The 25,893-nt window shown below is 38.5% G+C and carries 15 protein-coding genes; 3 read left to right on the top strand and 12 right to left on the bottom strand.

The annotated features are described in order from the left end of the window. Positions 1 to 185: 185 nt before the first annotated feature. The gene (locus P3U61_RS01335; RefSeq protein ID WP_070407775.1) at positions 186 to 1,130 is read right to left on the bottom strand and encodes an NAD-dependent epimerase/dehydratase family protein; all 945 of its coding nucleotides are present in this window, start codon (positions 1,128 to 1,130) and stop codon (positions 186 to 188) included. Between the two features lie 1,004 nt (positions 1,131 to 2,134). Beyond that, entirely contained in the window at positions 2,135 to 3,622 is a 1,488-nt protein-coding gene (locus tag P3U61_RS01330) for a glycosyltransferase (RefSeq protein WP_199569133.1), read from the bottom strand. Positions 3,623 to 4,217: 595 nt separating this feature from the next. On the opposite strand from P3U61_RS01330, the gene P3U61_RS01325 reads away from it, so the two are divergent. Beyond that, on the top strand, positions 4,218 to 6,389 hold the full coding sequence (locus P3U61_RS01325; protein ID WP_199569132.1) for a bifunctional glycosyltransferase/CDP-glycerol:glycerophosphate glycerophosphotransferase: 2,172 nt from the start codon (positions 4,218 to 4,220) through the stop codon (positions 6,387 to 6,389). Positions 6,390 to 6,580: 191 nt separating this feature from the next. Then, positions 6,581 to 8,752, top strand: coding sequence for a bifunctional glycosyltransferase/CDP-glycerol:glycerophosphate glycerophosphotransferase (locus P3U61_RS01320; RefSeq protein WP_199569406.1), 2,172 nt, complete (start codon positions 6,581 to 6,583; stop codon positions 8,750 to 8,752). 573 nt (positions 8,753 to 9,325) lie between these two features. Here the strand turns inward: P3U61_RS01320 and P3U61_RS01315 are convergent. The 8 genes from P3U61_RS01315 to P3U61_RS01280 form a co-directional block, all read right to left on the bottom strand. Continuing rightward, entirely contained in the window at positions 9,326 to 10,015 is a 690-nt protein-coding gene (locus P3U61_RS01315; protein ID WP_014612930.1) for an ATP-binding cassette domain-containing protein, read from the bottom strand. After that, a complete protein-coding gene (locus P3U61_RS01310; RefSeq protein WP_199569131.1) occupies positions 10,008 to 10,784 on the bottom strand; it encodes an ATP-binding cassette domain-containing protein in 777 nt (258 codons plus the stop codon). The genes P3U61_RS01315 and P3U61_RS01310 overlap by 8 nt, the downstream gene beginning before the upstream one ends. Beyond that, complete coding sequence (gene nikC, locus P3U61_RS01305; protein WP_014612928.1) at positions 10,777 to 11,601, bottom strand: nickel transporter permease; 825 nt, start codon at positions 11,599 to 11,601, stop codon at positions 10,777 to 10,779. Before nikC ends, P3U61_RS01310 begins: the two co-directional genes overlap by 8 nt. After that, on the bottom strand, positions 11,598 to 12,584 hold the full coding sequence (gene nikB, locus P3U61_RS01300) for a nickel ABC transporter permease (RefSeq protein ID WP_214520504.1): 987 nt from the start codon (positions 12,582 to 12,584) through the stop codon (positions 11,598 to 11,600). The genes nikC and nikB overlap by 4 nt, the downstream gene beginning before the upstream one ends. Beyond that, the gene (gene nikA, locus P3U61_RS01295) at positions 12,574 to 14,070 is read right to left on the bottom strand and encodes a nickel ABC transporter substrate-binding protein (RefSeq protein WP_131112780.1); all 1,497 of its coding nucleotides are present in this window, start codon (positions 14,068 to 14,070) and stop codon (positions 12,574 to 12,576) included. Before nikA ends, nikB begins: the two co-directional genes overlap by 11 nt. Before the next feature lie 103 nt (positions 14,071 to 14,173). Next, a complete protein-coding gene (locus P3U61_RS01290) occupies positions 14,174 to 14,902 on the bottom strand; it encodes an epoxyqueuosine reductase QueH (RefSeq protein ID WP_014612925.1) in 729 nt (242 codons plus the stop codon). A gap of 186 nt (positions 14,903 to 15,088) precedes the next feature. Then, positions 15,089 to 15,718 (bottom strand): class I SAM-dependent methyltransferase, encoded by a 630-nt coding sequence (locus P3U61_RS01285; protein ID WP_020219449.1) that lies wholly within the window; start codon positions 15,716 to 15,718, stop codon positions 15,089 to 15,091. 385 nt (positions 15,719 to 16,103) lie between these two features. Further along, on the bottom strand, positions 16,104 to 18,938 hold the full coding sequence (locus P3U61_RS01280; protein ID WP_096538200.1) for a YhgE/Pip domain-containing protein: 2,835 nt from the start codon (positions 18,936 to 18,938) through the stop codon (positions 16,104 to 16,106). A gap of 328 nt (positions 18,939 to 19,266) precedes the next feature. On the opposite strand from P3U61_RS01280, the gene P3U61_RS01275 reads away from it, so the two are divergent. Further along, positions 19,267 to 21,342, top strand: coding sequence for an amidase domain-containing protein (locus tag P3U61_RS01275; RefSeq protein ID WP_130882926.1), 2,076 nt, complete (start codon positions 19,267 to 19,269; stop codon positions 21,340 to 21,342). Between the two features lie 592 nt (positions 21,343 to 21,934). Here the strand turns inward: P3U61_RS01275 and spsA are convergent. Beyond that, a complete protein-coding gene (gene spsA / locus P3U61_RS01270; protein ID WP_199597020.1) occupies positions 21,935 to 23,794 on the bottom strand; it encodes an LPXTG-anchored surface protein SpsA in 1,860 nt (619 codons plus the stop codon). Positions 23,795 to 23,930: 136 nt separating this feature from the next. Continuing rightward, positions 23,931 to 25,853 carry a fructose-specific PTS transporter subunit EIIC gene (locus tag P3U61_RS01265; protein WP_199569129.1) on the bottom strand — a complete coding sequence of 641 codons (1,923 nt, stop codon included), beginning with the start codon at positions 25,851 to 25,853 and terminating at the stop codon, positions 23,931 to 23,933. Between the last annotated feature and the right edge of the window lie 40 nt (positions 25,854 to 25,893).

Here is a 25,893-nt window from a genome sequence, read left to right as displayed (position 1 = left end):
AATTGTAGATAATGACTCTTTCTTAGTACATCCCAAATTCATCACGCCTACTATACAAAAATTCATAAATTGTGATAATCATCACATAAAAACTGTGCATTAACAAAAAAACAGTCTTAACATTGTAGTTAGGACTGATAAATCACAATTTGATAATCTTATCTACAAATATATAGAAACGATACTTATGATAAAGGATGATACATTTCATAATTTAAATATTCATTAAGTCCTTCTTCTAGTGAATATTGCGTTGAAAACCCCAATTGTTTTAATGGTTCAATATCCGCATACGAATACTTCACATCGCCTTCTCTTGGGTCAGCAAATTGCGTTGGAATTTCTTTTTGATACAAATGTTTAAAAATTTCATATATCGATAATAAAGATGTGGGTTGCGACGTCCCTACATTGTATACAGCACCATGCGAGGTATGTTGTTGAATCACAATTTGAATAGCTTGAACGATATCTTTAACATAAACAAAATCTCTTGTTTGTTCACCATCACCAAAGAAAGTAAATGGTTCATCTTGATCAAAACAGTGTTTCATAATGGAGAGTACCCCTGAATATTGAGATTGAGGATCTTGTTTAGGACCGTAAACATTAAAGAATCGGAGTGCCGTCGTCGGTAAATGATACAAGTCATGATACAACTTTACATATTGTTCACCACTATATTTTTGAATCGCATATGGAGATTCAGGTTGAATATGACTCGTGATACTTTTAGGTAAAGTCGGATTATTACCATAAACTGCCGCTGAAGACGCGAAGATAAATTTTTTAAGATGAGGTAAGTGTTTTCGACTTAATTCAAGTAAATGAACAAGTGCTGAAATATTGACCTCATTAGACACTTCAGGATTTTCTATTGTCTCTACGACGCTGACGACTGCTGCCAAATGGATAATGATATCGTATTGATGCGTTTGTATGATATGCGCCACTGCTTCATGATTTCTAACATCGATATGTAAGAAATGTTCGTCATCAATAAAAGGAATATTCTTTCGATAACCCGTACTCAAATTATCCATAACATAAACTTCATCATGTTGGTTGAAAAAATATTCTGCCACGTGTGAACCAATAAATCCAGCACCACCAGTTATCAATATCTTCATTTTGTAACCACTTCCTTAATCATATCAAACAAAATTCACTTCATTACTAAAACGCGTTTTAAACTAAAACATTTTATTCTTTTATAAATCTATTTTAGAATGGTTAGTGTCAATTGTAAATAAGGAAATCTTTTCTAGTGCCTATTGGTGAATACGATAAGATACGTCAACCGGGTGGGATATAAAGATGATTGATGCTATTGTTGCAATATTTTTAACTTGTCCTATTTTTAAGGTTTATATTTTTTGATTGCCTTCATGGCTTCGCGTTTCCTAAGAGCTGGCCCTACAACGCACTAACGCTTGATTAAACTGCTACATTGGTTGAAGCGTTAGTGGATTTTGGGAGTAGTACAGAAATCTCACGTACAACAAAAATTTCGTTGTACTGCCCCCGCAAGGCTGACTCGGCTTCTCAAAAGCATGCGCCTTGAGAAGTCAGACAGCTACTGCGATAAACAGTGACCACTATTAAAGTAAAGAAGTCGTTGTGAGCAATATGCACGCATTCTATCAGGAGTCTCAGCCTTCAGGGCAATCCACATCACATAAAGTCACTTAGGGCAAATTTCTAAAATGAAGACATCCAATAGGATCCATTTTTATGTCCAAATCCTTCTTAATTTTTCGGTGGTTTAATCACCATTTATGAAAATCAGTTCATAAATTGAAATAAAACTGGGAATACATAAGCCTCAGTCCCCCTTATTTCAATATGAATTAAAGTGCTACACGAAAAGTCAATGTCATCGAAAACTTAACGTAAAGGGCAGTTCCTATCATCAGTCCCCCATTTTTGTATCCGCTTGGGGTGTACAACAAATAGGCATCACATTATGTTGAGACACCTTAAAACAAATATATTTAAAAAACGAGATTGAGACACGCAGCATCTCAACCTCGCTTATTTATAGTATGAAGTACAAAAAATGAGACTTTCAATAAACAATCGTACTCTTTATCATTAAATGATTATATTTTGCATCGATGGCTATTGCATGATTTTATTCCACTGACTGAAGGAGCGCTGCATATTTTTCTTCTGCATGCTGTATGCCAAACCGGTCATCTAACTTCACGTCAGTAATAGGATGCTCTGTAATTTTCATCATTTTATCTGCTAAATCTTCAATATTTTGTGGTTCTACAAGGTAACCATTTTCACCACTTTTAATCATTTCTCTCGGTCCATAACGAATATCGTATGCAAGTACTGGACATCCATTATTAATACTTTCCATCACAGCTAACGAAAAGCCTTCAAATTGACTGGTAAGCAATGATGCAGCGTGTTGACTAAACACTTTACCCGGTTGATTCGTTTTGCCATGAAATTGAACTTTATCCCCAAAATTAAGTTCACGAATATACTGTTCCATTTGCTTTACAGGGCGGCTTTCTCCATGACCATAAATATCTAAACCGTAATCATATCCCGCTTCTTGATAAATTTTAAAAGCTTTTAAAATATGTGAGAGCTGTTTATTCTCATCAATACGACCAATATATAAGAAGCGTTGTTTCCTTTCAACGTGTTGCGGCTCATGAATCGTCATAAAATGTGGCAAGACTGAGATCCGTTGCGCCGAAATATTAAAATCTTCTATCATATCTTGTTTTTGTTGCTCTGTTAATACGACAATTTGATCAATTTCGTCCACTCGCTGGTTAAAAATTCCGAAACTTTTCTTAATACTATCATCAACATTTTTATGACTACTGTGAATCATAAAAATATTCTTAATCGGCTGTGATACATTTAAAATCGCACGGTCCAACAAACGCGCATCATTGAACACTTTAGAATTGGCTTCAATAACATTTTCAAAAAAATAAGTAAAAAAATCTTTCTCATCATCAAATGCATGCGTAATATTTCCATTTTGATACAAGTGAATATGAGAAACTTTATTCCCTTTAAAATGACGAATACAATAGACTTCACCATCACGGTCATACAATGTTTCACTTAATTTAAAGTTATCTTTTTTATCATACAAAATGACACGATGTAAATAACCAAATTCATTGTATTCTCGACGCTCTACTTTATGGTTTTGACTCGGCAACATCACATCTTCAAAATGCAAAATGCCTAACTCGATGTCATAGTATTTTCGATACAACATATAAGTATCCTCTTTGTAATAACGGAAAACTTTAGCATCTTTTTTACTTTGTTGATAACTTAAGCCTTTAATTTCAATCGGTGTTTCATGATATTTAGGCTTCTTTTTAAATTTCGTATATGGGAATTGCTCAATTTTTCCATTTGTAAACCATTCATAAATGTTCACAACTTTTGTATCTTCACTTAAAATTTGACGCTCTCTAAACCGCTCCATCACTCGCGGATAATTTGGGTTATAATTCGTAGTCAAAATCGTATGTGATTCTTGGAAATGATTTTCCATAAACTGAATTCTTTTTAATAGTGATTTCGTACGTCCACCATGAACTTCCGGTAGCGTCGATGTAATAGTATAAAGCATAGTCGCCTCCTCATTCCTTTTGTACATAGCGCATTGATAAAATTCATATTACTCTCGTTAACACGGTTCTGTCATATGATATTCCTTCCCTATGACATAAAAAGAAAATTGAGTAACAGTCATACCATTGCTCAATTTATCTGTAGTTTCTGTTATGAATATCGATATCATTCATTGCTATCTCCACATACCAACCATATATTGAGTGCACAACTACAAGTTTTCATTCGATGTTAACACTAGCGCTGTTTTTAGTTTTAATCTCGTCATCTCTTTAACTCAAATTTCACGAGTTCCCCTACAACTTTTCTACCTTTCAAAACATCAATAAATATATTCCCCAACTAGAATATTACTTATATAAACCCTATTTTACATGATTTCAAACACGAAACATATAGCATTTAAAATAGTAGTTTACAATTATCAATTATTATTCTATTTCGGATTACACCCCATCATTGTATAAAATGATTATTCTATTCATTCTGAGAAATTTTAAATTTATTAAGCTAAGTTTGATTTATTGCTACTTTTGATTAAATGTTAATGATATAATACCAAATGTTAAAAGATTACTGAAAGGATGATCCTTATGCATGCACTATCCATTATAGTGCCATTTTACAACTCAGAGGAGTACATCACAGAGTGTATCAGTTATATTAAACGTCAACGTAATCAAGACTTCGAGCTCATCCTTGTCAATGATGGTTCCACGGATCGTAGTGAACCTTTACTCGATGAAGCTTTAGCAGATTACGATAAAAAAGTAAAATACATTAAATTAGAAACAAACCAAGGTCATGCTCATGCGCGTAATGTAGGAATGCAAGCTGTTGAAACGCCTTACTTTATGTTTGTTGATGCTGATGATAAATTGGCTACTTATGCGGTTAACTTTTATTTAAAACATATTCAAAGCTTTGACGGCCTCATTGCACCTGTACACGAATTTACATTAAATATGCCACAATTCGTCGATCAAGACCGTGTACAAATTAAATATTTAGATACAACAAGTAACCCTAATTCATTTTTAAGAAAAAACACAGCATGTAATATCATCTTTAAAACAGCAATCGTTAAAGGGCACAATCTTCAATTTAACGAATCATTAAAAGTGTATACAGATTGGTCATTTATTTTAGATTATGTTCAATATGCAGAACATTTCATTCGTGTGATTAACTTCCCGTTCTATTTTAAAGGCGAAGTGTATGATCCGTTTGAAACAAATACTTTGTCTGAACAAAACTTTGACTTCTTATTTGAAGACTATGCCAAAAGCTTTATTGATGCGTTGTCTCGAGTGAAAAATAAACAAACACGCACATTTATTAAACAGCGCATGCTCAATACATTACATAACGACTTTTCACCGAACTTACGTGAAACTGCACAGCGCTTTGCGACACATCAAGACGCACTCGCTCAAGTGGTGCGCCACCTTGGTGTAGACATTCTGAAAGAGCATAAAATATTGTTCACTTTAGAAACATTCGCTTTAGCATTTAGAAAAATAGGGTGGGCTTCAAGTATTAACCGATTGCGTTTTGTGACACGTCATGCAAAACGTGTCGCGTTACGTCAAAAAGGGAAAGAACTTTCTCAATATTTCTTAACGGACAAAGATGAAAATGTGAATAATAAAACGGTTGTCTTTGAATCGTTTGGCGGAAAAAATTATAGCGACAGTCCAAAATACATTTATGAATATATGAAAGATCATTATCCTGAATTGAACTATAAATGGGTGTTCAAACAACCAGAATATAACGTTGTCCCAGGAGAAGTTGAGAAAGTTGAAAAAAATTCAAAAGCGTATTATCAAGCATATTCAGAAGCAAAATTCTGGGTATCCAATGCACGTATTCCATTGTTCTTAAATAAAAAACCGAACCAAATTTACATTCAAACTTGGCACGGCACACCTTTAAAACGTCTTGCCAATGACATGAAAGTTGTCAGAATGCCAGGAACAACAACGGCATTGTATAAACGAAATTTCCATAAAGAAGCCTCACGTTGGGACCACTTAGTGTCACCGAACCGTTATTCTACAGAAATTTTCCGTACTGCATTTTGGATGCCACCGGAAAAAGTATTAGAAATCGGCTACCCACGTAACGATATTTTAGTGAATCGTGCAGATGATACAGCGTTACAACAAAGCATTAAAGAAGAACTCAACATTCCTGAAGACAAAAAAATCATCATGTACGCACCGACATGGCGTGATGACGAATTCATTAAAAAAGGTCAATATACATTTGAATTAAAGATTGATCTCCCCCGTTTACAACAAGAATTAGGCGATGAATATGTCATTTTATTACGTATGCACTATTTGATTGCCAATGCCCTTGATTTAAACGGTTATGAAGATTTTGCGATTGATGTGTCGAATTATAATGATATTTCGAAGCTGTACTTAATTAGTGACTGCTTGATTACAGATTACTCTTCAGTGATGTTCGACTACGGTATTTTGAAACGACCACAATTTTTCTTTGCTTATGATATTGAAAAGTATGATAAAAATTTACGTGGTTTCTACATTGATTACCATAAAGATTTACCAGGTCCAATTTATACAGAGCCGGGGGCATTAATTGAAGGATTGAAGCAATTAGATGCGGTTGAAGTGGAGTACAAAACTCGAATTGACGCGTTTTATAATCGTTTCTGTTCAATTGAAAATGGACGTGCGTCACAATATATTGGCGACATGATTTATAATGAAATTCAAAAAAACATAGACTAATATTCAAAAGATAGAGTCATTGCGATGGCTTTATCTTTTTTTTATTTACGAAATATTTTTATACCTACATCACTCTATCATTTTCCATTATTTTAAAATAATAATGATGTTTCATTTTAAATTTAGTATTGCAATCGTTTATTGTGCTAAAATAAGTTATGTAGCCACACAGGGTTTGGAGGGATGATTGAATAATGAAACTGAGTATTATAATTCCGTTTTATAATGAATCGGATCACATCACAGATTGTATCAATGCAATTAAAAAACAACGTAACCAAAATTTCGAATTGATTCTGATTAATGACGGCTCAACAGACAATAGTGAAACATTGTTAAATAAGGCAGTCGCTGATTATGATAAAAAAGTGACATATATCAAGTTTAAAGATAACCATGGACATGCGCATGCACGTAACGTGGGTATTCAAGCTGTGACAACACCCTACTTTATGTTTGTAGATGCTGATGATCAACTCGCAAGTTATGCCGTCCATTTTTATTTAAAATATTTGCAACAATTTGATGGCCTAGTGGCGCCAATTGATGACTTTTCACTTAACCCACCACAATATGTGCATCAGGACCAAGTGAAAATCAATTACTTAACAGTGGAACGTGAACCACAGGTGTTTTTGCGACAAGCTACAGCCTGTAATATCATTTTTAAAACGAGTATTGTTCATGCACATCAAGTTCAATTTAACGAAAACTTACGCGTCTATGTCGATCAATCGTTTATTTTAGATTATCTACAGTATGCTGAACGTTTTGTTGAAATCAGTCATTTTCCATTTTATTTTAGAGGTGAAGTGTATGACCCATTCAATACAACGACACTTTCTGAACAAAATGCTGATGTTCTATTTGAAGATTACTGTCATAGCTTTAGCGATGCACTTTCACGTGTACAGAACAACACATTGCGTCAATGGATTAAGCAAAATATGATCATACGTTTACAACAAGAATTTAATCCTAACGAAAGTGACACTGTTGAACGGATCAAAATGCACCGAGACAACCTTTCACAAGTCGTCCATCAGCTCGGTTTCTCGCTTTTAAAAGAGAAAAAGTTGTTGTTTTTAATTGAAATGTTAGGTTTAGTAATGAACAAATCAGATTTCGTATTAAAAGTGAACCGTTTTCGCTTCATTACACGGCACGTAAAAAACATCATCCGACGTCATCGCCTTCAAGAGCGCTCACGTTATTTTCTCACTGATAAAGTAGATAATGTGAACGCAAAGACGGTAGTTTTTGAATCGTTCGGTGGTAAAAATTATAGCGATAGTCCGAAATACATTTATGAATATATGAAAGATCATTATCCTGAATTAAACTATCGATGGGTGTTTACAAATCCAGAAACAAATCGTGTGCCTGGTGAAGCGCTCAAAGTGAAGAAAAATTCAGCAGCTTATTATCAAGCGTATTCAGAAGCAAAAGTTTGGGTTTCTAATGCACGTCTCCCATTATTTTTGAATAAAAAGGAAAATCAAACTTACATTCAAACTTGGCACGGGACACCTTTAAAACGGCTTGCGAATGATATGAAAGTCGTCAGAATGCCAGGCACAACAACGTCATTGTATAAACGAAATTTCCATAAAGAAACGTCGCGTTGGGATTACTTAATCTCACCTAATCGATATTCATCTGAAATTTTCCGTACTGCATTTTGGATGCCAGCTGAGAAAACTTTAGAAATCGGCTATCCACGAAATGATATTTTAGTCAATCGTGCGGATGATGTTGCATTACAAGCTGAAATTCGTGAAGAACTCAACATTCAAGAAGGCAAAAAAATTATCATGTATGCACCGACATGGCGTGATGATGAGTTTGTTAAAAAAGGCAGTTATACATTTAAGCTTAAGATTGATTTGGCACGTTTGCAAGAAACGATAGGCGATGACTACGTCGTTCTTTTACGTATGCATTATTTGATTGCCGATGCTTTAGATTTAAAAGGTTTTGAAGATTTTGCGATTGATGTATCGAATTATAATGATATTTCAAGACTATATTTAATTAGTGACTGTTTGATTACGGATTACTCTTCAGTCATGTTTGATTATGGCATTTTGAAGCGTCCGCAACTGTTCTTTCCTTATGATATTGAAAAATATGCGACGGAATTACGTGGCTTTTATATCGACTATCATAATGACCTGCCAGGCCCTATTTATACAGATCCAGATGCATTAATTGAAGGATTGAAAAATATTGAACTGATTCGCGAAACATATCAAGACCAGATTGAAGCCTTTCACCAACGTTTTTGTTCGATGGAAAATGGGCGTGCGGCTCAATATATTGGTGACATGATATACAATGAGATTCAGAAAAGTTCAGATTAATAAAGTTCCCACATTGATAATAATAAACAATTGCTATTTTGGGCTCGCGTTCCTAGGGGCTGCCCTTCAACTAACTAACGCGTGATTGAACTGTTACATTGAAGGAGGCGTTGGTGGATTTTGGGAGCAGTACAGAAATCTCATGTGCAACAAAGATTTCGTCGTATTGCCCCCGCAAGGCTGACTAGACTTCTCAAAAACATGCGCCTTGAGAAGTCAGACAGCTACTGCGATATACAATAACCACTGTTAAAGTTAAATGACGTTATTTTGCTTTTTACATAATCCCTCAAGAGTCTCGCCCCTTTTAGCAATTTGACACTTAAGTATGATAGACAATGCGGGCAGACTTTTAATTTGAAGATAATCAATTTTTTTATCTTTTGTTAATCTAAGTTAAACTCATGTTCTCATATTCTAACTTCCACTTATAAAATACAAAAAGCTGAGATGACGTCATTGTGATCTCAGCTTCTTTCATGTATTTCAGTTTTCCTCTTAATTCATTTTAACGACATCCAACCACGGTGAATGAGTTGATCATACGTAACGCTTTACCTGACGCATCGGCATCTACTCATAAATCGACAACAACGCTTTCGTATAATCATCGCGTGCCTCATCAAACAGCGCTTCTATTGGAAAAGCATCGACGACACGCCCTTGATACATCACTACAATTCGTGAGACCCATTTTTGTAAAAAGGCCAAGTCATGGGAAATGACAACCATGGCACAGTGTGTCCGTTCGACATGTCGTTTTAATTGCTGAGCCATGCGATGTTCTGCAATGACATCTAAATTTGCAGTAATCTCATCACAAATTAACAAGTCTGGTTGCAACATTAATGTGCGAATGACATTGAAACGTTGCAATTGTCCTCCACTCAATGCATTCGGATACCGCTTCATCAATTCATGAGACAATCCCATCGACGCCATCAATTCATCACGATAATGTTGATGTGCTTGACGCTGTGATGCCTCATAAGCTAACGCCTCATTTAATGCACGCGCTATGGTCATCTTAGGATTAAATGCGTAACTGGCATGTTGTAAAATCGGCAGGACACGTTGAAATGTCGATGTGACCTGACCTCGTTGGGCGCGCAATTCACCTAACATCACGTGCGCTAATGTAGATTTTCCAGACCCACTTTCACCGACGATACCCACGATTTCATGCGGGCCGACTGCTAATGACACATCATCTAAAGCGGTCACCTCTTTATATTGCACGGTGATATGTTCTAATTTAATCATATGATTCACCTTGTTTTAACTGACTTCGATGTTCAAATAACAACGCACTGTACGGATGGATGTTTGCTGATTTGAAATAGATATCGTCACCATAGTCCACAATACGCCCATGTTGCAACACATACAGATAATCACTGAATCGTTTCACATGGGTTAAGTTATGTGTCACGACCCATAACGTCACGTCGTGTGCTTCAGCAAGATGATGCAGTAACGTCATGATTTGCTGCCCTGTCACAGCATCTAATGCGGCAGTAGGTTCGTCTGCGATAATGAGTGTCGGTTCTAACATCATGACGCTCGCAATCAGGACGCGTTCCAGTTGCCCTCCTGACAGCATGAAGCGATACCGTTTGCGCAAATCGAGGTGGTCTAATCCCACCCATTGCAACGCTTTTTGAACTTGGTGCGCCGCTTCTTGACGCGACACCTTGTAATGCTGACGATAAATCCCAATGAGCTGCTTCCCAATCGGCGTATGGTCATTAAAACTATGTGTATAATCTTGTGAAATATACCCGACTTGTTTACCTAAATACGGCTTCAATGACGTGACCCTTTGTCCTTGATAATGCCATTCATCGTACGTCATTTCAAAATGTTCCGGTAAAGCACCGAGTAGCGCCTTAATCAATATACTTTTCCCCGCACCACTTTCACCAATCAAGACGTTCACTTTTGAAGCATAAAGGGTCATATCGAGACTTTCTATGACATGACGTTCACCTTGGCGTACTGTTAAGTTGTTTAGGTTTAATAACTTATTCATGTCCACGATGCTCCTCTTGTGTAAAATGATCGCGTAACGCATCGCCAGTCAATTGGAAAATTAAAATTGTCACGGCTATCATCACGGCAGGCGCAAACAGCAGTATCGGATTGGAAGTCATAAAATCACGACCTGCATTTAACATCGCGCCCCATTCAGGTGATGGCGGTTGTGCCCCTAATCCTAAAAATGATAGCGATGAAATATAGAGAATGTTTTTCCCGAAATCCACCGTCGCTACCACTAAAATAGACGGCAAAACATGTGGAACAAAATGATGTAACATCATGCGATACGTTGGAACACGATACAATTTCGCCATACGAATATAATCCATATGACGAATACTCGCCACAATCGTACGGGTCAATCTTGTATACGTCATCCAACGTAACAACACCATCGCCCAGACGATATTCCAAATACTCGGTTTCAACAAACTTGCCATTGCAATAATGAGCACAAATTCTGGGATACTGAGACCGATATCAACAATGCGCATGATTGTTTTTTCGACTTTCCCTTTTAAAAAGCCCGCAATCATACCGATAGGCACACCGATAACAACTGTCATGACGATTGTCACCAAACTCACGAGTAGCGTATAGCGTGCACCGATAATAAGGCGTGCGAACAAGTCACGTCCATAGTCATCTGTCCCTAGCCAATGCATCGAACTGATCGGTAAAAACTGGTCGCTCAACTTCACTTCTAACGCGGCTTGCATGGAAACAGAAAATTGTGCAATGATGAGTACCACGACGTACAGCGCACATACCCATACCATTTTCGGTAATTGTCGTAACTGTTTCATCATTGCGACACCTCGTATGTTGACGTTGACATGTGTGCATCACCTTTGTCAGTTTTCAGATAGCGCTGTTTCGGATCTAAAAAGAGGACAATCGTGTCACTCATCAAATTAGACAGCACTACGATTATACCTAACATGAGTACAATCCCTTGAATGACCGGATAATCTCTTGCCCGAATACTATCGACTAAAAACCGCCCAATCCCTGGAATACCGAACACATTTTCAATGACGACTGTACCACCGATTAAGCTCCCAATAGAAAGTCCTAAAATGGTTACAACAGGGACGAGTGCCGGCTTTAAAATGTCAGTCATAAAAATATAACGCTCCGATAAACCTCTTAATCGTGAGGCGGTCACTTCACGACTACGATATAAATCCATGACATTGGCACGCATTAAACGCACGTAATACGCACTCATTCCGATGCTCATCGCAATGACCGGTAACACCAATTGTGCAGGTGAACCGAAACCTGACACGGGTAAAGTTTTAAAATGCAACGCAAAAATGTGTAGTAAAATTATTCCTAAAAAGAACGACGGAATACTCACTGTCACCGATGTTACGGCGCGTATTATCCGATCAAGTTTACCATTCGGATGACGTGCTGCGACAACCCCTAGAGGAAGCGCAGTCACCATCACCACGATAATTGTGAAGAACGCAATCGTAATCGTTGGCGGTGCATAAAAGACAATTTCTTGAAGGACTGGACGACCTGTTTGATAACTTGTCCCAAAATCGAACTGTACAATTTGTCCTATCCAACGAAAATATTGAACAAACCACGCATCATTCAAACCATATTGTGCACGTGTTGCCTCTATAGTCGATTGTGAAATATTGGATTCCCCAACATGCAAAATTTGATTGACTGGGTCGCCTGGCGTACTTTTCATCAAAATAAACGTAATGGTCGACAGCACCCATAGGATGATGATCATTTTTACGAAAGCGCGCACGAAACGCTTAATTTGCATCTTGAATATCAACCTTATCATCGACTAAATAAATGCCTTCTGGTGTTGCCTTAAAGTGCGTCACATCTTTATTCATGCCATCTACTGTATCGTTATACGTAATGTAACTTGCTGGAATGTCTTGTGCAGCTTTATCAATAATGTCATTTGAGAGCGACTCACGTTGCGCTTTATCTACAGTATGATTCAATGTGTCGATCATTTCTGTCACTTCTTTATTTTTGTATGCCCCTTTATTGCTTGAACCATCTTCATGGAACGCTTGATTGAAGAAGTAACCTGTATCCCCACGTGGAATCGTACCAAAACTATACATCGTCGCATCCCATTGTGAGCGATCTTCTAAGTAGCCTTCAATATCATCGACGTTGCGAATTTCAATATCAATATGTGCTTTTTTGGCATCAGATTGAATGACTTGTGCCATTTTAGGAAGTTCTGGGCGACCTTCATATGTTGCAAGTTGAATTTTGAGTGGATGTGCATCACTATAACCGGCATCTTCCATTAACTTTTTTGCACCTTCAATATCTTGTTTTTTCACTTTATGATTATCAATAAAATCTAAATCATCATTAAATGGGCCCGTTGCAGGTTTCGCATAACCATTTGACACATCTTTCGCCAACCCTTTACGATCAATAATTTTATCCATGGCTTCTCGAACATCATGCGTCATTTTGTCACTATGTAAGTTGTAAATCACCATTTGTGTACGGTAGCCAGAAACGTGCGACACTTTTGTATCACCTTTCTCCTCAAGTTGCTTCACTCGATTTACAGGGACGTCCGTAATTAAATCCGCTTCACCTGATTGTAAATGACTGACACGTGCATTACCATCTTCTTGATAAGTCACAGTCACCCCATCAAGTTTAGGTTTTCCATGCCAGTAATTATCATTACGATCAAGCGTAATCTTTTGAGCGCGTTGATAATCTTTAATTTGATAAGGGCCTGTACCGACTGGCTTCGCATCAATGTCTGTTTTTGCATCCGCATCGAAAATAGCGACGTACGGATTGGCGAGTTCAGAAGCGAGCTCTGGGTAAGCCTCTTTCGTAGTAATCGTTACTTTTTGACCAACCGCTTCAATAGATTTAATCGGTAACGTTGATTTTACAAAATCGCTCTCTTTCAATGCTTGTTCTAAACTTTCTTTCACTTTTTGTCCTGTTAATTTTTCACCATTTTGGAACTTTACATCATCTTTAACCGTTAGTTCCAATTTTTCAGAAGAGACCTGTTTAAAGTCTTTAGCCAACCAAGGCTGTACTTCTCCCTCTTTGGATACTTTGAATAAAGACTCTAGTGCACCCGCTCTAACAGGGACATCTGTTTCATATGGAGCAATCGATGTCGTTTTCAAAGGCATCTCAATATCTAACACCTTTTCGTCAGCATTGCGGTCCCCCGATTCTGTACCACAACTTGCCAACAATAATGATGTTGTTGTTAAAACAGCGAGTGAATATTTCAATTTCATACGATAAGCGCCTTCTTTCTCTATAATTAGCCTAACTCACTATCACCGCTCATATTATATCAGAAAAATTTTCGTCATATAAAACTATTTATTTTGGTTATCCTTAATTTTTATTTTCTAAATGTTCTAAAAATAGCTTTGCTTGTTGGTTAATGGTTTTGAAATCAATACCTTGTTGTTGAGCAGCAAACACACAGCCACAGTAACATTGACGGAAAATGTCATAATCTTGACACATCGTAATTGAACGTTCATAGCCTTTATTTTTCTTAAAGTCACTCGGTAAATATTTCACATCATACAATTGTTGCACGTCTAAACCAATTTCATTAATCAACTGTGCATTTTTCTTCGGTGATAATGTAATCGCACTACCAAAATAATCATAGCCAAGTTCTACCGCCGCTTCTGCCACCATTTCTAAACGCATACCAAAACATGCCGAACATCTCGCACCGCCTTCAGGTTCTTCTGTCAAACCACGAGATTTCGCCATTTTCATAAATTCATGCGGCTCATATGGCGCTTCGATATAGCGGACATTGTTGCCTGTTCTTTCATTAAAGTCATGCACAAACTGCTCTTGGACACGTGCACGTCGCAAGTATTCATTTTTGGGATGTATGTTCGGATTCGCAAAATAAATGGACACATCCGCGTATTCCGTTAAAAACTCTAACGTATAGGTACTACATGGTGCACAACAACTATGTAACAAAATGGAAGGACGCTCATTTTCACGCTCCCAATTGACAATCATCTTACGTAAAACTTTGTCGTAATTGATCTTTTGATTTTTCATTTTTTCTAAAATGTGTTCCGCTTGAATCATAGGACTCCCCCACTTCGAAATCTTATCTCTTTTCAATAAAACAAATATATCACAAAATTTCTTACAATGTATGGCCATTTTCATCAACAAAAAAGCAGTCATCCAACACGACATCGGATCACTGCTATACTGATAATGCGAGATATGCCACACTAACCAGTTCAAATATTCATATTACTCAACATCCTAAAACGTGATACGCACACGCCATGCAAATGTATTCAATCGTTCAAATTCAGCTTTGCCACCCACTGCTTCAACAATTGAAGTGAGCTCATCTTTAAAAGGATAGTATTCCGTCTCTAAATCCTCGACTAAATTGACATAGCCCTTATCACGATACGTCTCAATCATACGCGCTTTGTCCGCCTCAGACTCAAACAGCGTATCAACGAGAATCACTTGACCCTCGTCTATTAAAAATGACTTCAAATAAGTCAGCGCCTCTCGTTTACTAACATGATTTAAGTGATGAAAGGCGAATGTAGACACGATTGTATCGAAGTGTGCGTCAACAGGAATATTCAAAAAGTGGCCATCTAGCACATGTATGCCTTCTTTTTGATTCGCAATCGTCCGCATGTCTTCTGAAGGATCAATGGCTGTGACATCGAACTCCTGATGGATAAGCCGCTGTGTTAAATTACCTGTGCCGGCACCAATCTCAAGTACACGTCCCGATGATAATGCAACCACGCCCTCTAACATTGCTGTGTAGCCGTCAAACACATCTTCATACTCATTGTCATTACCAGTGTTAAATACCGTTTCATCATAACGCTCTGCCCATTTTTCAAACACGTCCATAAACTCCATGATTATCCCCTTTTCAATTCCTAGTATTTCGATATGTATTATATACTAATCAACAACTATTGCCAACCTCAAAAAGAAGAAAATACAATTAACTACAAATTCTAAAAATAAAAAGCACAGTGCAAAAGGGCTTCACAACCTTTGCACTGCACTTGCTATAATGAAACATTGACGACTCAACAAAGAATCGTGTTTTGAAAGATCACTGTCATACAAAATCTTTGTTGCACATGAGATTTCTGTACTGTTCCCCAAATCCACTAACGCTTCTTTTATAACAGTTCAATTAAGCGTTAGTTCGTTGAGAGATCGGCGTCTCGGAAAGCGCAGCACGGTTCAGCAATCGTAATTACCACCAAAAACCACATGCCTGATTTCAAAAACATTATTCCAATACGTCGCTCTTCTCGGCCTTTTCCGCTAATCCTTGTGCTAATGGGTCTAAATACGGCTTCCCTATCAAGCCCACTAAGAAGAAACCAACACCAAATACAGTAAGCATCGTCAACTTATACGTTAAAATTTGTGGCACAGGTCCACCCACTGCTTCTCTCAATGCATCAATACTGTATGAGAATGGCAAGAATGGGTGAATACTTTGGAAAAATTGTGGTGTCACTTCAATTGGGAATGTTCCGCCACCCCCAGCGATTTGTAATACAAGCAAGACGATAGCCAGTGCTTTACCTGGATTTCCTAATACTGATACTAATGTATACACAATCGTTGTAAATATCAGTGCAGAATACATACTAATCGCAATAAAAAGTGGCACTGATTCAATCGATGCTTTCAAAATCACAATATCCCCAATAGAGACGATCGTCGCTTGTATGATATTCATTAATAAGAAAAGTCCCATTTTACCTAGATATGTTTCGCGAATGGTCAAATATGGTTTTAACTCTGGATGCTTATTGTGCACTGACAACAAGCTGACAAGTAACAATGCGCCGACCCAAATTGCCAATGCCGTATAGAATGGTGTACTCGCTGAACCATAATCTTTAACTGGGAAAACATTCTCTTTTTGTAGATCGACTGGACTGGCAATGACACCAGCTTGTTTTTTCAGGTCATTCCGCAATAAGTCAATTAAATCTTCTATCGTGTTCTCTTTATCGAGTTGTTTAAAAATACCGTCTGCCTTTTGCAAATCTTCTTCAACTTGTGGCAAATCATTTCTTGCAAATTCTGCCAAACGATGTAATGTTTCTTTCGCTTTTGGTTGATTTGTATCTAAAATATTGCGCAAACGGTCATATTGTGCGAATGCTTCTGGTAATTTTTCATTCACTGTGGCAGTCGCATCAGAAACTCGTCCTTCCACTCTTGGTAAGTCATTTTCGACAAAGTTGGATGCTTCAGCGACCTTTTGACGAAATTGTGGAAAGTAAGCTTGGGCTGCTTTCATCGCATTAATATATGCTGCTTCCACGCGAGGTAACGTATCACTTAATTGGTGTAAGCGTTGTTGCCCTTCAGTTAAAAATTGCTGCCCTTGTCGTATCGCACTGTTTAACTGATTCAGGCGCTGTTGTACATTGTCTAAAGTCGTTGCCCCTTGATTCAATGCTGCGCCCAATCTGTCAGAAATATCCCGTAGTGTCTGTGTAAAATCTCCTCTAAGGTATTTTCCAACAGCGTTTAACTGATCTTTTGCTTTAGATAGACTATCCAATACATCTGCAGCTTCTGCTTGACCAGAGTTGCCTGCTGAGATAGCATCCTTTAATGCATTCAAACGTTTTGTTCGTTGTTCAATATCTTCTTGCACTGTTTTGAGTCGTGATTGGGCATCTGAAAAATCGACACCTTCACTTTTTTCAATGTTTGCTAAATAATCTCTATAATCACGAATCGTTTTCGTCGCGTTATTCATACGTGCAATGAGGTGGTTTAACGGCGATTCAAATTGTTTTGGATCTTTGGCGCTCAAAATACCGTAACTTAAGTTTTCTGCCGTATCTAAATCAGCGGACGTCGCTTTAAGTTGTTGTGTTACCGCTTGATTCACTTGCTGCAATGTATCCCCATAAGCCGTCGTCATCGTTTGCGCATCTGTTGGTGAAATGATGTGACCCGCTGAAACGTTGGTACTATCTCCTTGTGTCGTCGTACTCATTGCTGCCGTATGATATGCCGTACCTCGTGTACTTTGCGGTGTGGTTGTAGTCGCATTTCGCGCATTTTCTCCTACAGCTTGATTTACTACTCTTCCACGGTCCACGCCATTTTGAAGTACATTCACACGTTGTTCTACTGCAGGCAATAGCTGTTGAATTTCGTTCAGTTTAACAAGTGCTTGATCTGTACCTGCAATGGCACGGTCCACCCCATCGTTAATCTCTGGGAAATGATTAGGCACACCACTTGCCACTTGGAGCACACGCTCAATGTCTGGCATCGCTTGATTTAATGACACAATAAGTTTGGCACGCTCGTTAATGGCTGGGATGCTCGCGTTCAGTTGATTTAAACGCTCGGTTGCTGTCACTGCATCATCTTTATATTGATCTAGTGCTCTAAATTTGTCCGCATATTGATCGATTTGGTCTTGATTTTCATCTAAATAAATCAATGTTTTACGGAACTTTTCGATTTTTGGCAATGCATTATTCGCCGCATAAATGCCATCTCTGACTTTGTGATAGTTGGGCAATTGGTCTTCTAGTTTAATGCCAATACGATTTGCTTCATCTAATAAAGCTTTCGTCACCGTCTCGTTAAATTTTTTGTTCGCATTTCTCACTATTTCACTTGAGCCAGCATCCGTCATTTTAGGTGCAATCGCGTTCAGCTTCTGATTCACTTTATATTCGACTTCAGCTTGTTGAGGGTCTTTACGCACAATTCCAGTCACTTGATGCGTGAATTTTTCTGGAATATAAATCGCCGCATAATATTTTCCCATTTTTAATTCCCGATCCGCCTTTTCTCGACTCACCATTTGCCAATCAAAATGGTCATCTTTACGCAAAGTCTCTTCTATTTGATTCCCAACGTTAATTTTTTTATTGCGCACTGTATCGCCTTTATCCTCGTTGACAACTGCAATTTTAATGCCGTCTGTATTCGAATACGGATCCCAAGTCGCTTCGAGGTTGAACCACGCATAAAAAGAAGGCAGTATCGCTAACCCTAAAATCAGCACCATCGCTCCAGGTGTTTTAGCAATTTTTTTAATATCCGTCAGAAAAAGTTTGATGGCATTCTTCATTTTTTCACCTCAATATTTTGTGAAACACTTTATTATTTACTTTCATTCATGTAATATAAAATATGTATAACAATTGCAAAATTTCGTTATTTTTATTTTTAAGTTAACACGCATCAACGAAATGCAAGACATCTTTTAGTATAACAAGTTCTTTAGCATTTTGTATACCTTTGTATAAACGGAATGCTTTTGATAGTGATGAATCAAACACGTTAATCTCACATCACGTCACTTCCCCTTGTGACCCGAGTCGTGCCATTATCATTGTGCATTTCAACCCTATTTTACACATCAATCACTGCGCTTTTTTTAAGAAAGGAGTCTTAAATTGAATAAGAAATTCATTTATACAGGGTTGTTAAGTACTGCATTGCTCATCCCTTCTGTCACACCTCAATGGGCTGTTGCAGCAACACCTCAAACTGAAAATGGACCTAAAAATCCAAAAGTGGATAATCATGATCAAGATGTCGCGTCAGACGAAACACGTGACGACCGTAAAAAGCAATCTCAATCATCAGATAAAAAAGAAACAACGAAACGAGAATCATCGAAAACAAGTGAGAAAACAACTTCGCAACAACATGATTCAAAAAAGGCTGACCTTTTCGACATAACATCCCCTTTGGATTCACAGTTGAAATCGTCTTTGTCGCCTCATACAGATTGGTTTGGCCAACTGTTTCATTCTACATTAAATGAAACAACAGACGCGCCTCAGCATACATATCCAGCACCAACAAATGACGCGACATCAACGCCAACACAAGCGCAATCATCGACGCCTGAAAATCGAGACTTTTTCGAGCAACTTCAAGCGATTCTGAGCGGTGGTGAAGACAGCAAAAATGATACGACAACTTCAACTGATGACGCATTATCATCAGACCAAGCAACAACGGCATCACCTTCAACTGAACAGCGAGACAATGACCAAGAAAATGTTACACCTTCACACAACACGGATACTTCGAATGAACAGCCCTCAACTGAAGATGCGACAACTTCAGAAAAAAGCAAAGCTACATCAGAAGGCACATCGGAAGTACCACCTGTGAATGACGATAGTACAACTGAAAAGCCATCAACAACGGAAGATGCACCGGATACCGAAGATAAACAAACAGAAAACCATGCGCCATCAACTCGTGACGACGCGACTTCGGATCAACAAACTAAAAAAAATCAAAATGATGCGGTGATTGATGCACTGTTAGACGAATATAGCGAAAAAGCTGAACAAACGCATCATGCATATCAACAACAAAAAGAGGCTAATGAGCCATCTTCAACGTCAAAATCGCAAAAACATGAAGCGCAAGTTTCTGACCCTGACACTTTCAAGTCATCACGAGAACAAGCGCCGAAACAATCCTATCAAAACGAGGCAGATAGAAAGCAAACACGTCAAACGACACTGTTTGAAACAATGCCCGATTCTGATACGTCTACAAATGATGCAGGAACAATGCGTGTCGTCCCGCAATCATCAACACGTGAGTTTATTAATGACATTGCGAAAGATGCACATGATATCGGTCAACAAGAAGACCTCTATGCCTCTATCATGATTGCTCAAGCGATTTTAGAATCTGACTCTGGTAGAAGTGAATTATCACGTGATCCTTATTTCAACTTGTTTGGTATTAAAGGCAGCTATCACGGAGAAAGCGCACATTTCAAAACTTTGGAATCAGACGGCAAACAATTGTATGAAATCGATGCTGCTTTCCGAAAATACCCCGATCACAAAGCGTCCTTACAAGATTATGCAGATTTAATTAAAGGAGGCATCGATGGTAATCCGAATATCTATGAAGACGTTTGGAAAAGCCATAGTTCTAGTTATCACGATGCCGCTTCAGCACTCGTTGGTACATATGCGACAGATCCACAATATGACCAAAAGTTAGAAGCTTTAATTGAAGCGTACGATTTAACGCGTTTTGACCAAGATGACATGCCAGATTTATTAGCTGAGAAAGATGATAACGAAACTGCGAAAAGCGATGGCGGTGCTTTCAAACCATTTGCCATATCTGCAGACTCACCGTATCCGTATGGACAATGTACGTGGTATGTGTACAATCGTATGGCACAATTTGACATTCACATTTCAGGTACAATGGGAAATGCCGCTGATTGGACTTATTCTGCACTTACACAAGGTTATAGCGTATCAAGCAAACCAAAAGTACACAGTGCAGTAGTATTTAATCCGAATGAATTAGGTGCAGATCGTTATTACGGTCACGTCGCCTTCGTTGAGAAAGTGAATCGTGATGGTTCCATCGTTATATCAGAATCTAATGTCAGAGGACTGGGTGTCATTTCATTCCGTACAATTGATGCAAAAGATGCCGCACAATTAGATTACATTAGCGGTGACTTAGCAACTGAATAAAGAATTTTACTCATGCTGTTTTATTTAAAAAGTGGTAGAGGCAAGGACATTAAGTTATCCCCGCCTCTACCACTTTTCAGGTTTTGCTTTATTTATATTTATTAAACAGTCAAAAAATAAGGATGAATTGGACATAAAAATTGGATACTATTGGTTTTCTTGATTTCATAAACTTGCCCTCAATTTCAATATTTTAATATCAGATTTCCCAGAAGGCTGAGACGCCTGTGGGAATACGTGCATACTGCTGACAATGACCTCTTTTCTTTAATAGCGGTTACTGTTTATCGCAGTAGCTCTCTGACTTCTCAATGTTTACACTTTTGAGAAGCCGAGTCAGCCTTGCGGGGACAATACGACGAAACCTTTGTGACACATGATATTTCTGTAATGCTCCCAAAATCCATTAACAGCTCAACAAATGTACCCGTTTAATCAAGCGTTTGTGCGTTGAAGGGGCACCCCTTTGGAAAGGGAAGCCTTAATGGCAATCAAAACCATAAAGCATTGAGGACAAGTTAAACAAAATATCGTATCAATCTCATCAAAAATTTTTATCTCTCCTCCACTTATTTATGCATAGTTTTCGTGCTTATTGTTTGCGTGTTTTTTTATGAAATCTCACCGTTAAGATCAGTACACCGATTGCAACGACTAAAATACCCAACGGTAGCCAAGTCCGCTTCACTATTTCACCTGTATTCGGTAAATTGAAATCGCCATTTTGATCAAATAAACCATCTAAAAAGCCGTGTGATGCCGTTTGACTATTAATCGCTTGATATGGATCGATATTCGGCTTTGGCGCAAAATCATGTTTGAATAAATCACCACCACGACCTAACAACGAATGATCACGATTTAACAGTTGCTGCAATTTGTCATTCGTACGACCTGAAGAGTGAATGTCGTCACGATTTAAACCACCACCGAGAATATTTGCAATACGACGCAGCGGTGCAAACAAGTCATTCATATCTGTTTGCGTATTGTGACGGATTTGTTGCAATTGCTTCCGTAACGTTAACAATCGATTCGCTTGCGCACTAAGTTCGTCTTCAATCGCCTTTAAGTTTTGATGTGTTTTCTTTTTATCTTTCTGTACACGGTCGGCAATCAATTTTGCATTTTCTGCATTAAGACGGCCCCCTAGAATTGATTCAATCACTTCAGCATCTGCATCCGTATTATTAATTAACGCATTTAAAATATCATCTCCACTCGCCTTACCATTCGCTTTAAAATGGTCTTTCAAGCGGTCGAGTATCGCTGCATTTGAAGGCTTGCCTTGCATGATTTCGCCGGCAATTTTGTGCGCTTCTTGTTTGTCAAAGCGTGTTCGTAAAATGCTTTCCACTAGACCTTGTGTATTTGAATTATTTTCCAACATTCCTAACAATAAATCATCACTCGACGTTTTGATAAGTCCGTCCGCTTGTTGATGAATTTCGTTTGCCAATTGTTGATCTGTTTTACCTTTAACATCTATCTGTTTCGCACGTTGAGCCGCTTCTTGTGCATTAAAAATCTCACCTAATATCGATTCAACTGCTGCACGTTTATCGTCATGCTGTTGAAGTTCAGTTAAAATCGTATCATTTTGCGCGTTCAGTTGGTTGGCTACCGTTTTCGCATCATCAAGCAAAGTCGCCTTCTCAGTCCCAGAAATGTCCGTACGTTTTTTAATGTCTTGTTCAAAGTTTTGTAAATGTTGACGTTTTTCTTCAAAATAATTGTCAGACTTGTGATCCACGCTTTCTGAAACGAAATGGTCAATGCGTGTGATTGCACTGTCAATGCCCTGGAGTGGTGTCACTTGCTTGTCTTGCGTTGCATAGTCTTGTTTAAGTGTATCGACATCGTTCTTAATATGGTCTTTCAGTGCGCTCACATCTTGTTGACCATGATGAGGTGCTACAATCGTTTGTGCTGAAGATGACTCCTTTACTTTGCTCTCGCCTTCAGTGGATGGCTCTCTTCCTTCTGATTCAGCACTCTTTGTCTCTGTTGACGTTACATCTTGACGCGCTTCAGTTGATTCTCGTTGACCTTCATCAACCTTTGCCTTTAACGCGCTAATTTTTTCATCAATGGCATCTAATTCAGGTTGTATTTCATCGTCCGATTGAGCGTCATGAGCTAGACGATTGGCTGCTTCTGCTTCGTCAACAACCACTTCAATATTTTTTGACGACGTATCATATCCACGAATTAACGCAAGAAATTCATTTTTATAATCCGTATTTAAATATTGTAACGCTTTCACTTTTTTATCTGCATTTTCACGTAATGTTTTCAAATCATCAGTCGCATCTGTCTGAGCTATCGCTGTCATTTCGTGTGACAATGTTGAAGGCATTTGCAGTCCACTACCAACCAATAAAAGGACAGTACCAGCTTTGACTAAACGATGACGCATGTTTTGAGATGAAGGGGATTTTCGTTCTGTCATGCCATCATTCCTTTCTATAACATGTGTCTATTATAGCGCGTATTGAACACTTTTTAAATAAAGATAAGTTCTATTGCAAATTGAAAATAAGCAAAAAGCAAGAGACTGAGTCACGCCCAGCCTCTTTAAGTCCCAGTTATGCTTTGATGATACGTTGTAATGTCTCGTATAATTCCGCTTCATTCGTTGTGTCTAACAATCGTTGTCGTTTGTCATCATGCATTAAGTTTTTCGACAGTTGTTGCAACACTTTTAAATGCGTATCATGACTTTGTTCTGGTACAGCAATTAAAAAGACGAGTTGTGGCAATGTACCGTCTAAACTTTCCCATTGTACCCCTTGATCATGTTTAAGTACACCAATAATCGGTTGACGTATCGCATTTGTTTTCGCATGGGGCATCGCGATGTGCATACCGAGGGCTGTCGTCGATTCGGCCTCACGTGCGAGTACAGCCTCTTTTAACACCGCAGCATTTGCCACATAGTTTTCACGCACTAAACGATTAATTATCGTATCAATGGCTTTGTCTCTATCCATAGGCGTTGCTGTTTGAATCATTGCTTGTGGATTCAACATATCTTCTACGTCTGTATCGTCATTTGCCTTCACTGTGGATATTGATGTTCTAGATATCGCTTGAGTTGCTGTCGGTTGCTTTTTAAATGTTAACACGAGTGCTGTCGTGACAAAGCTACCGACTAATACTGCGACGATAAACATGAGCACCCCATCGATGCCTCCTAATACCGCAACAATAGGTCCACCGTGCGCAACTCTATCACCGACATGACCCAGTGCAGCAATGACCGAAGCCACCATCGCACCGATCATATTCGCCGGAATAATACGTAATGGATCTTGTGCCACAAATGGAATCGCACCTTCTGTAATCCCGAAGAGTCCCATCGTAAATGAAGCTTTCCCCATTTCAATTTCATTACGGTTGAATTTACGTTTTTGAATAAATGTCGCAAGTCCGAGTCCAATCGGCGGCGTACAGACTGCTACTGCGACCATCCCCATGACGCTGTAGTTGCCTTCTGCGATTAAAGCCGAACCAAATAAAAATGCAACTTTGTTCACTGGACCACCCATGTCAAACGCAATCATTGCACCGATAATTAAAGCTAAAATGACAATGTTTGCCCCTTGCATCCCTTTCAGCCAAGTCGTCAAAGATTCAAAAACTGCTGCAATGGGCGCACCTAAAATGAAAATAAAAATCATGCCGACGAGGACCGACGCAATAATTGGAATAATAATAATCGGCATAATCGGCGCCATCGCTTTTGGCACTTTAATATTTTTAATCCATTTCGCAATATAACCTGCTAAGAAACCGGCAACGATACCGCCTAAAAAGCCAGCACCCGCAGTACTACCGTAAAAGCTACCGTCCGCTGCAATCGCACCACCAATCATCCCTGGCACGAGACCTGGCTTATCAGCAATACTCACCGCAATGTAACCGGCCAATATCGGTACCATAAAGCTAAACGCTAATGCACCAATTTTTTCAAACGGTTTCCAAAATGAATCATCGGGAATCACTAAACCTTGTGTCGCTGTTTTTTCACCACCTAATGACAATGCCAATGCAATGAGTAACCCACCGACAACGATAAATGGCACCATAAAGGAAACCCCATTCATTAAATGTTGATAAACCATTTGCATGCCATTTTTGTTATTCTCGCTTTGGTGTGAAGATGTCTCACTTGCTTCAGCTTGCCCTGTCGAATGATACACCGGTGCTTCCCCCTGCACCACACGTTGGATTAAGGCTTCCGGTTGATGAATACCTGCTCTGACACTTTCTTTCAGGAGCGGCTTACCATTAAACCGTGATAAATCCACTTGTCTATCTGCGGCAATAATAATACCCTCTGCAGCTGCGATTTCTTCAGCTGTTAATACATTTTCTGTACCGACACCCCCTTGCGTTTCCACTTTAATATCAATACCGAGTGACGCTGCGGCTTGTTCTAACTTTTCTTGTGCCATATATGTATGCGCAATACCGTTTGGACAAGATGTAACTGCAAGTATTTTCATACGAATGCTTCCTCTCTTCACAAAATTCATACACCTCCAT

Source organism: Staphylococcus pseudintermedius (assembly GCF_034042775.1).
Classification (GTDB): Bacteria; Bacillota; Bacilli; order Staphylococcales; family Staphylococcaceae; genus Staphylococcus; species Staphylococcus pseudintermedius.
Note: the sequence above shows the minus strand (reverse complement) of the source record. Positions and strands in the feature narration are given on the sequence as shown.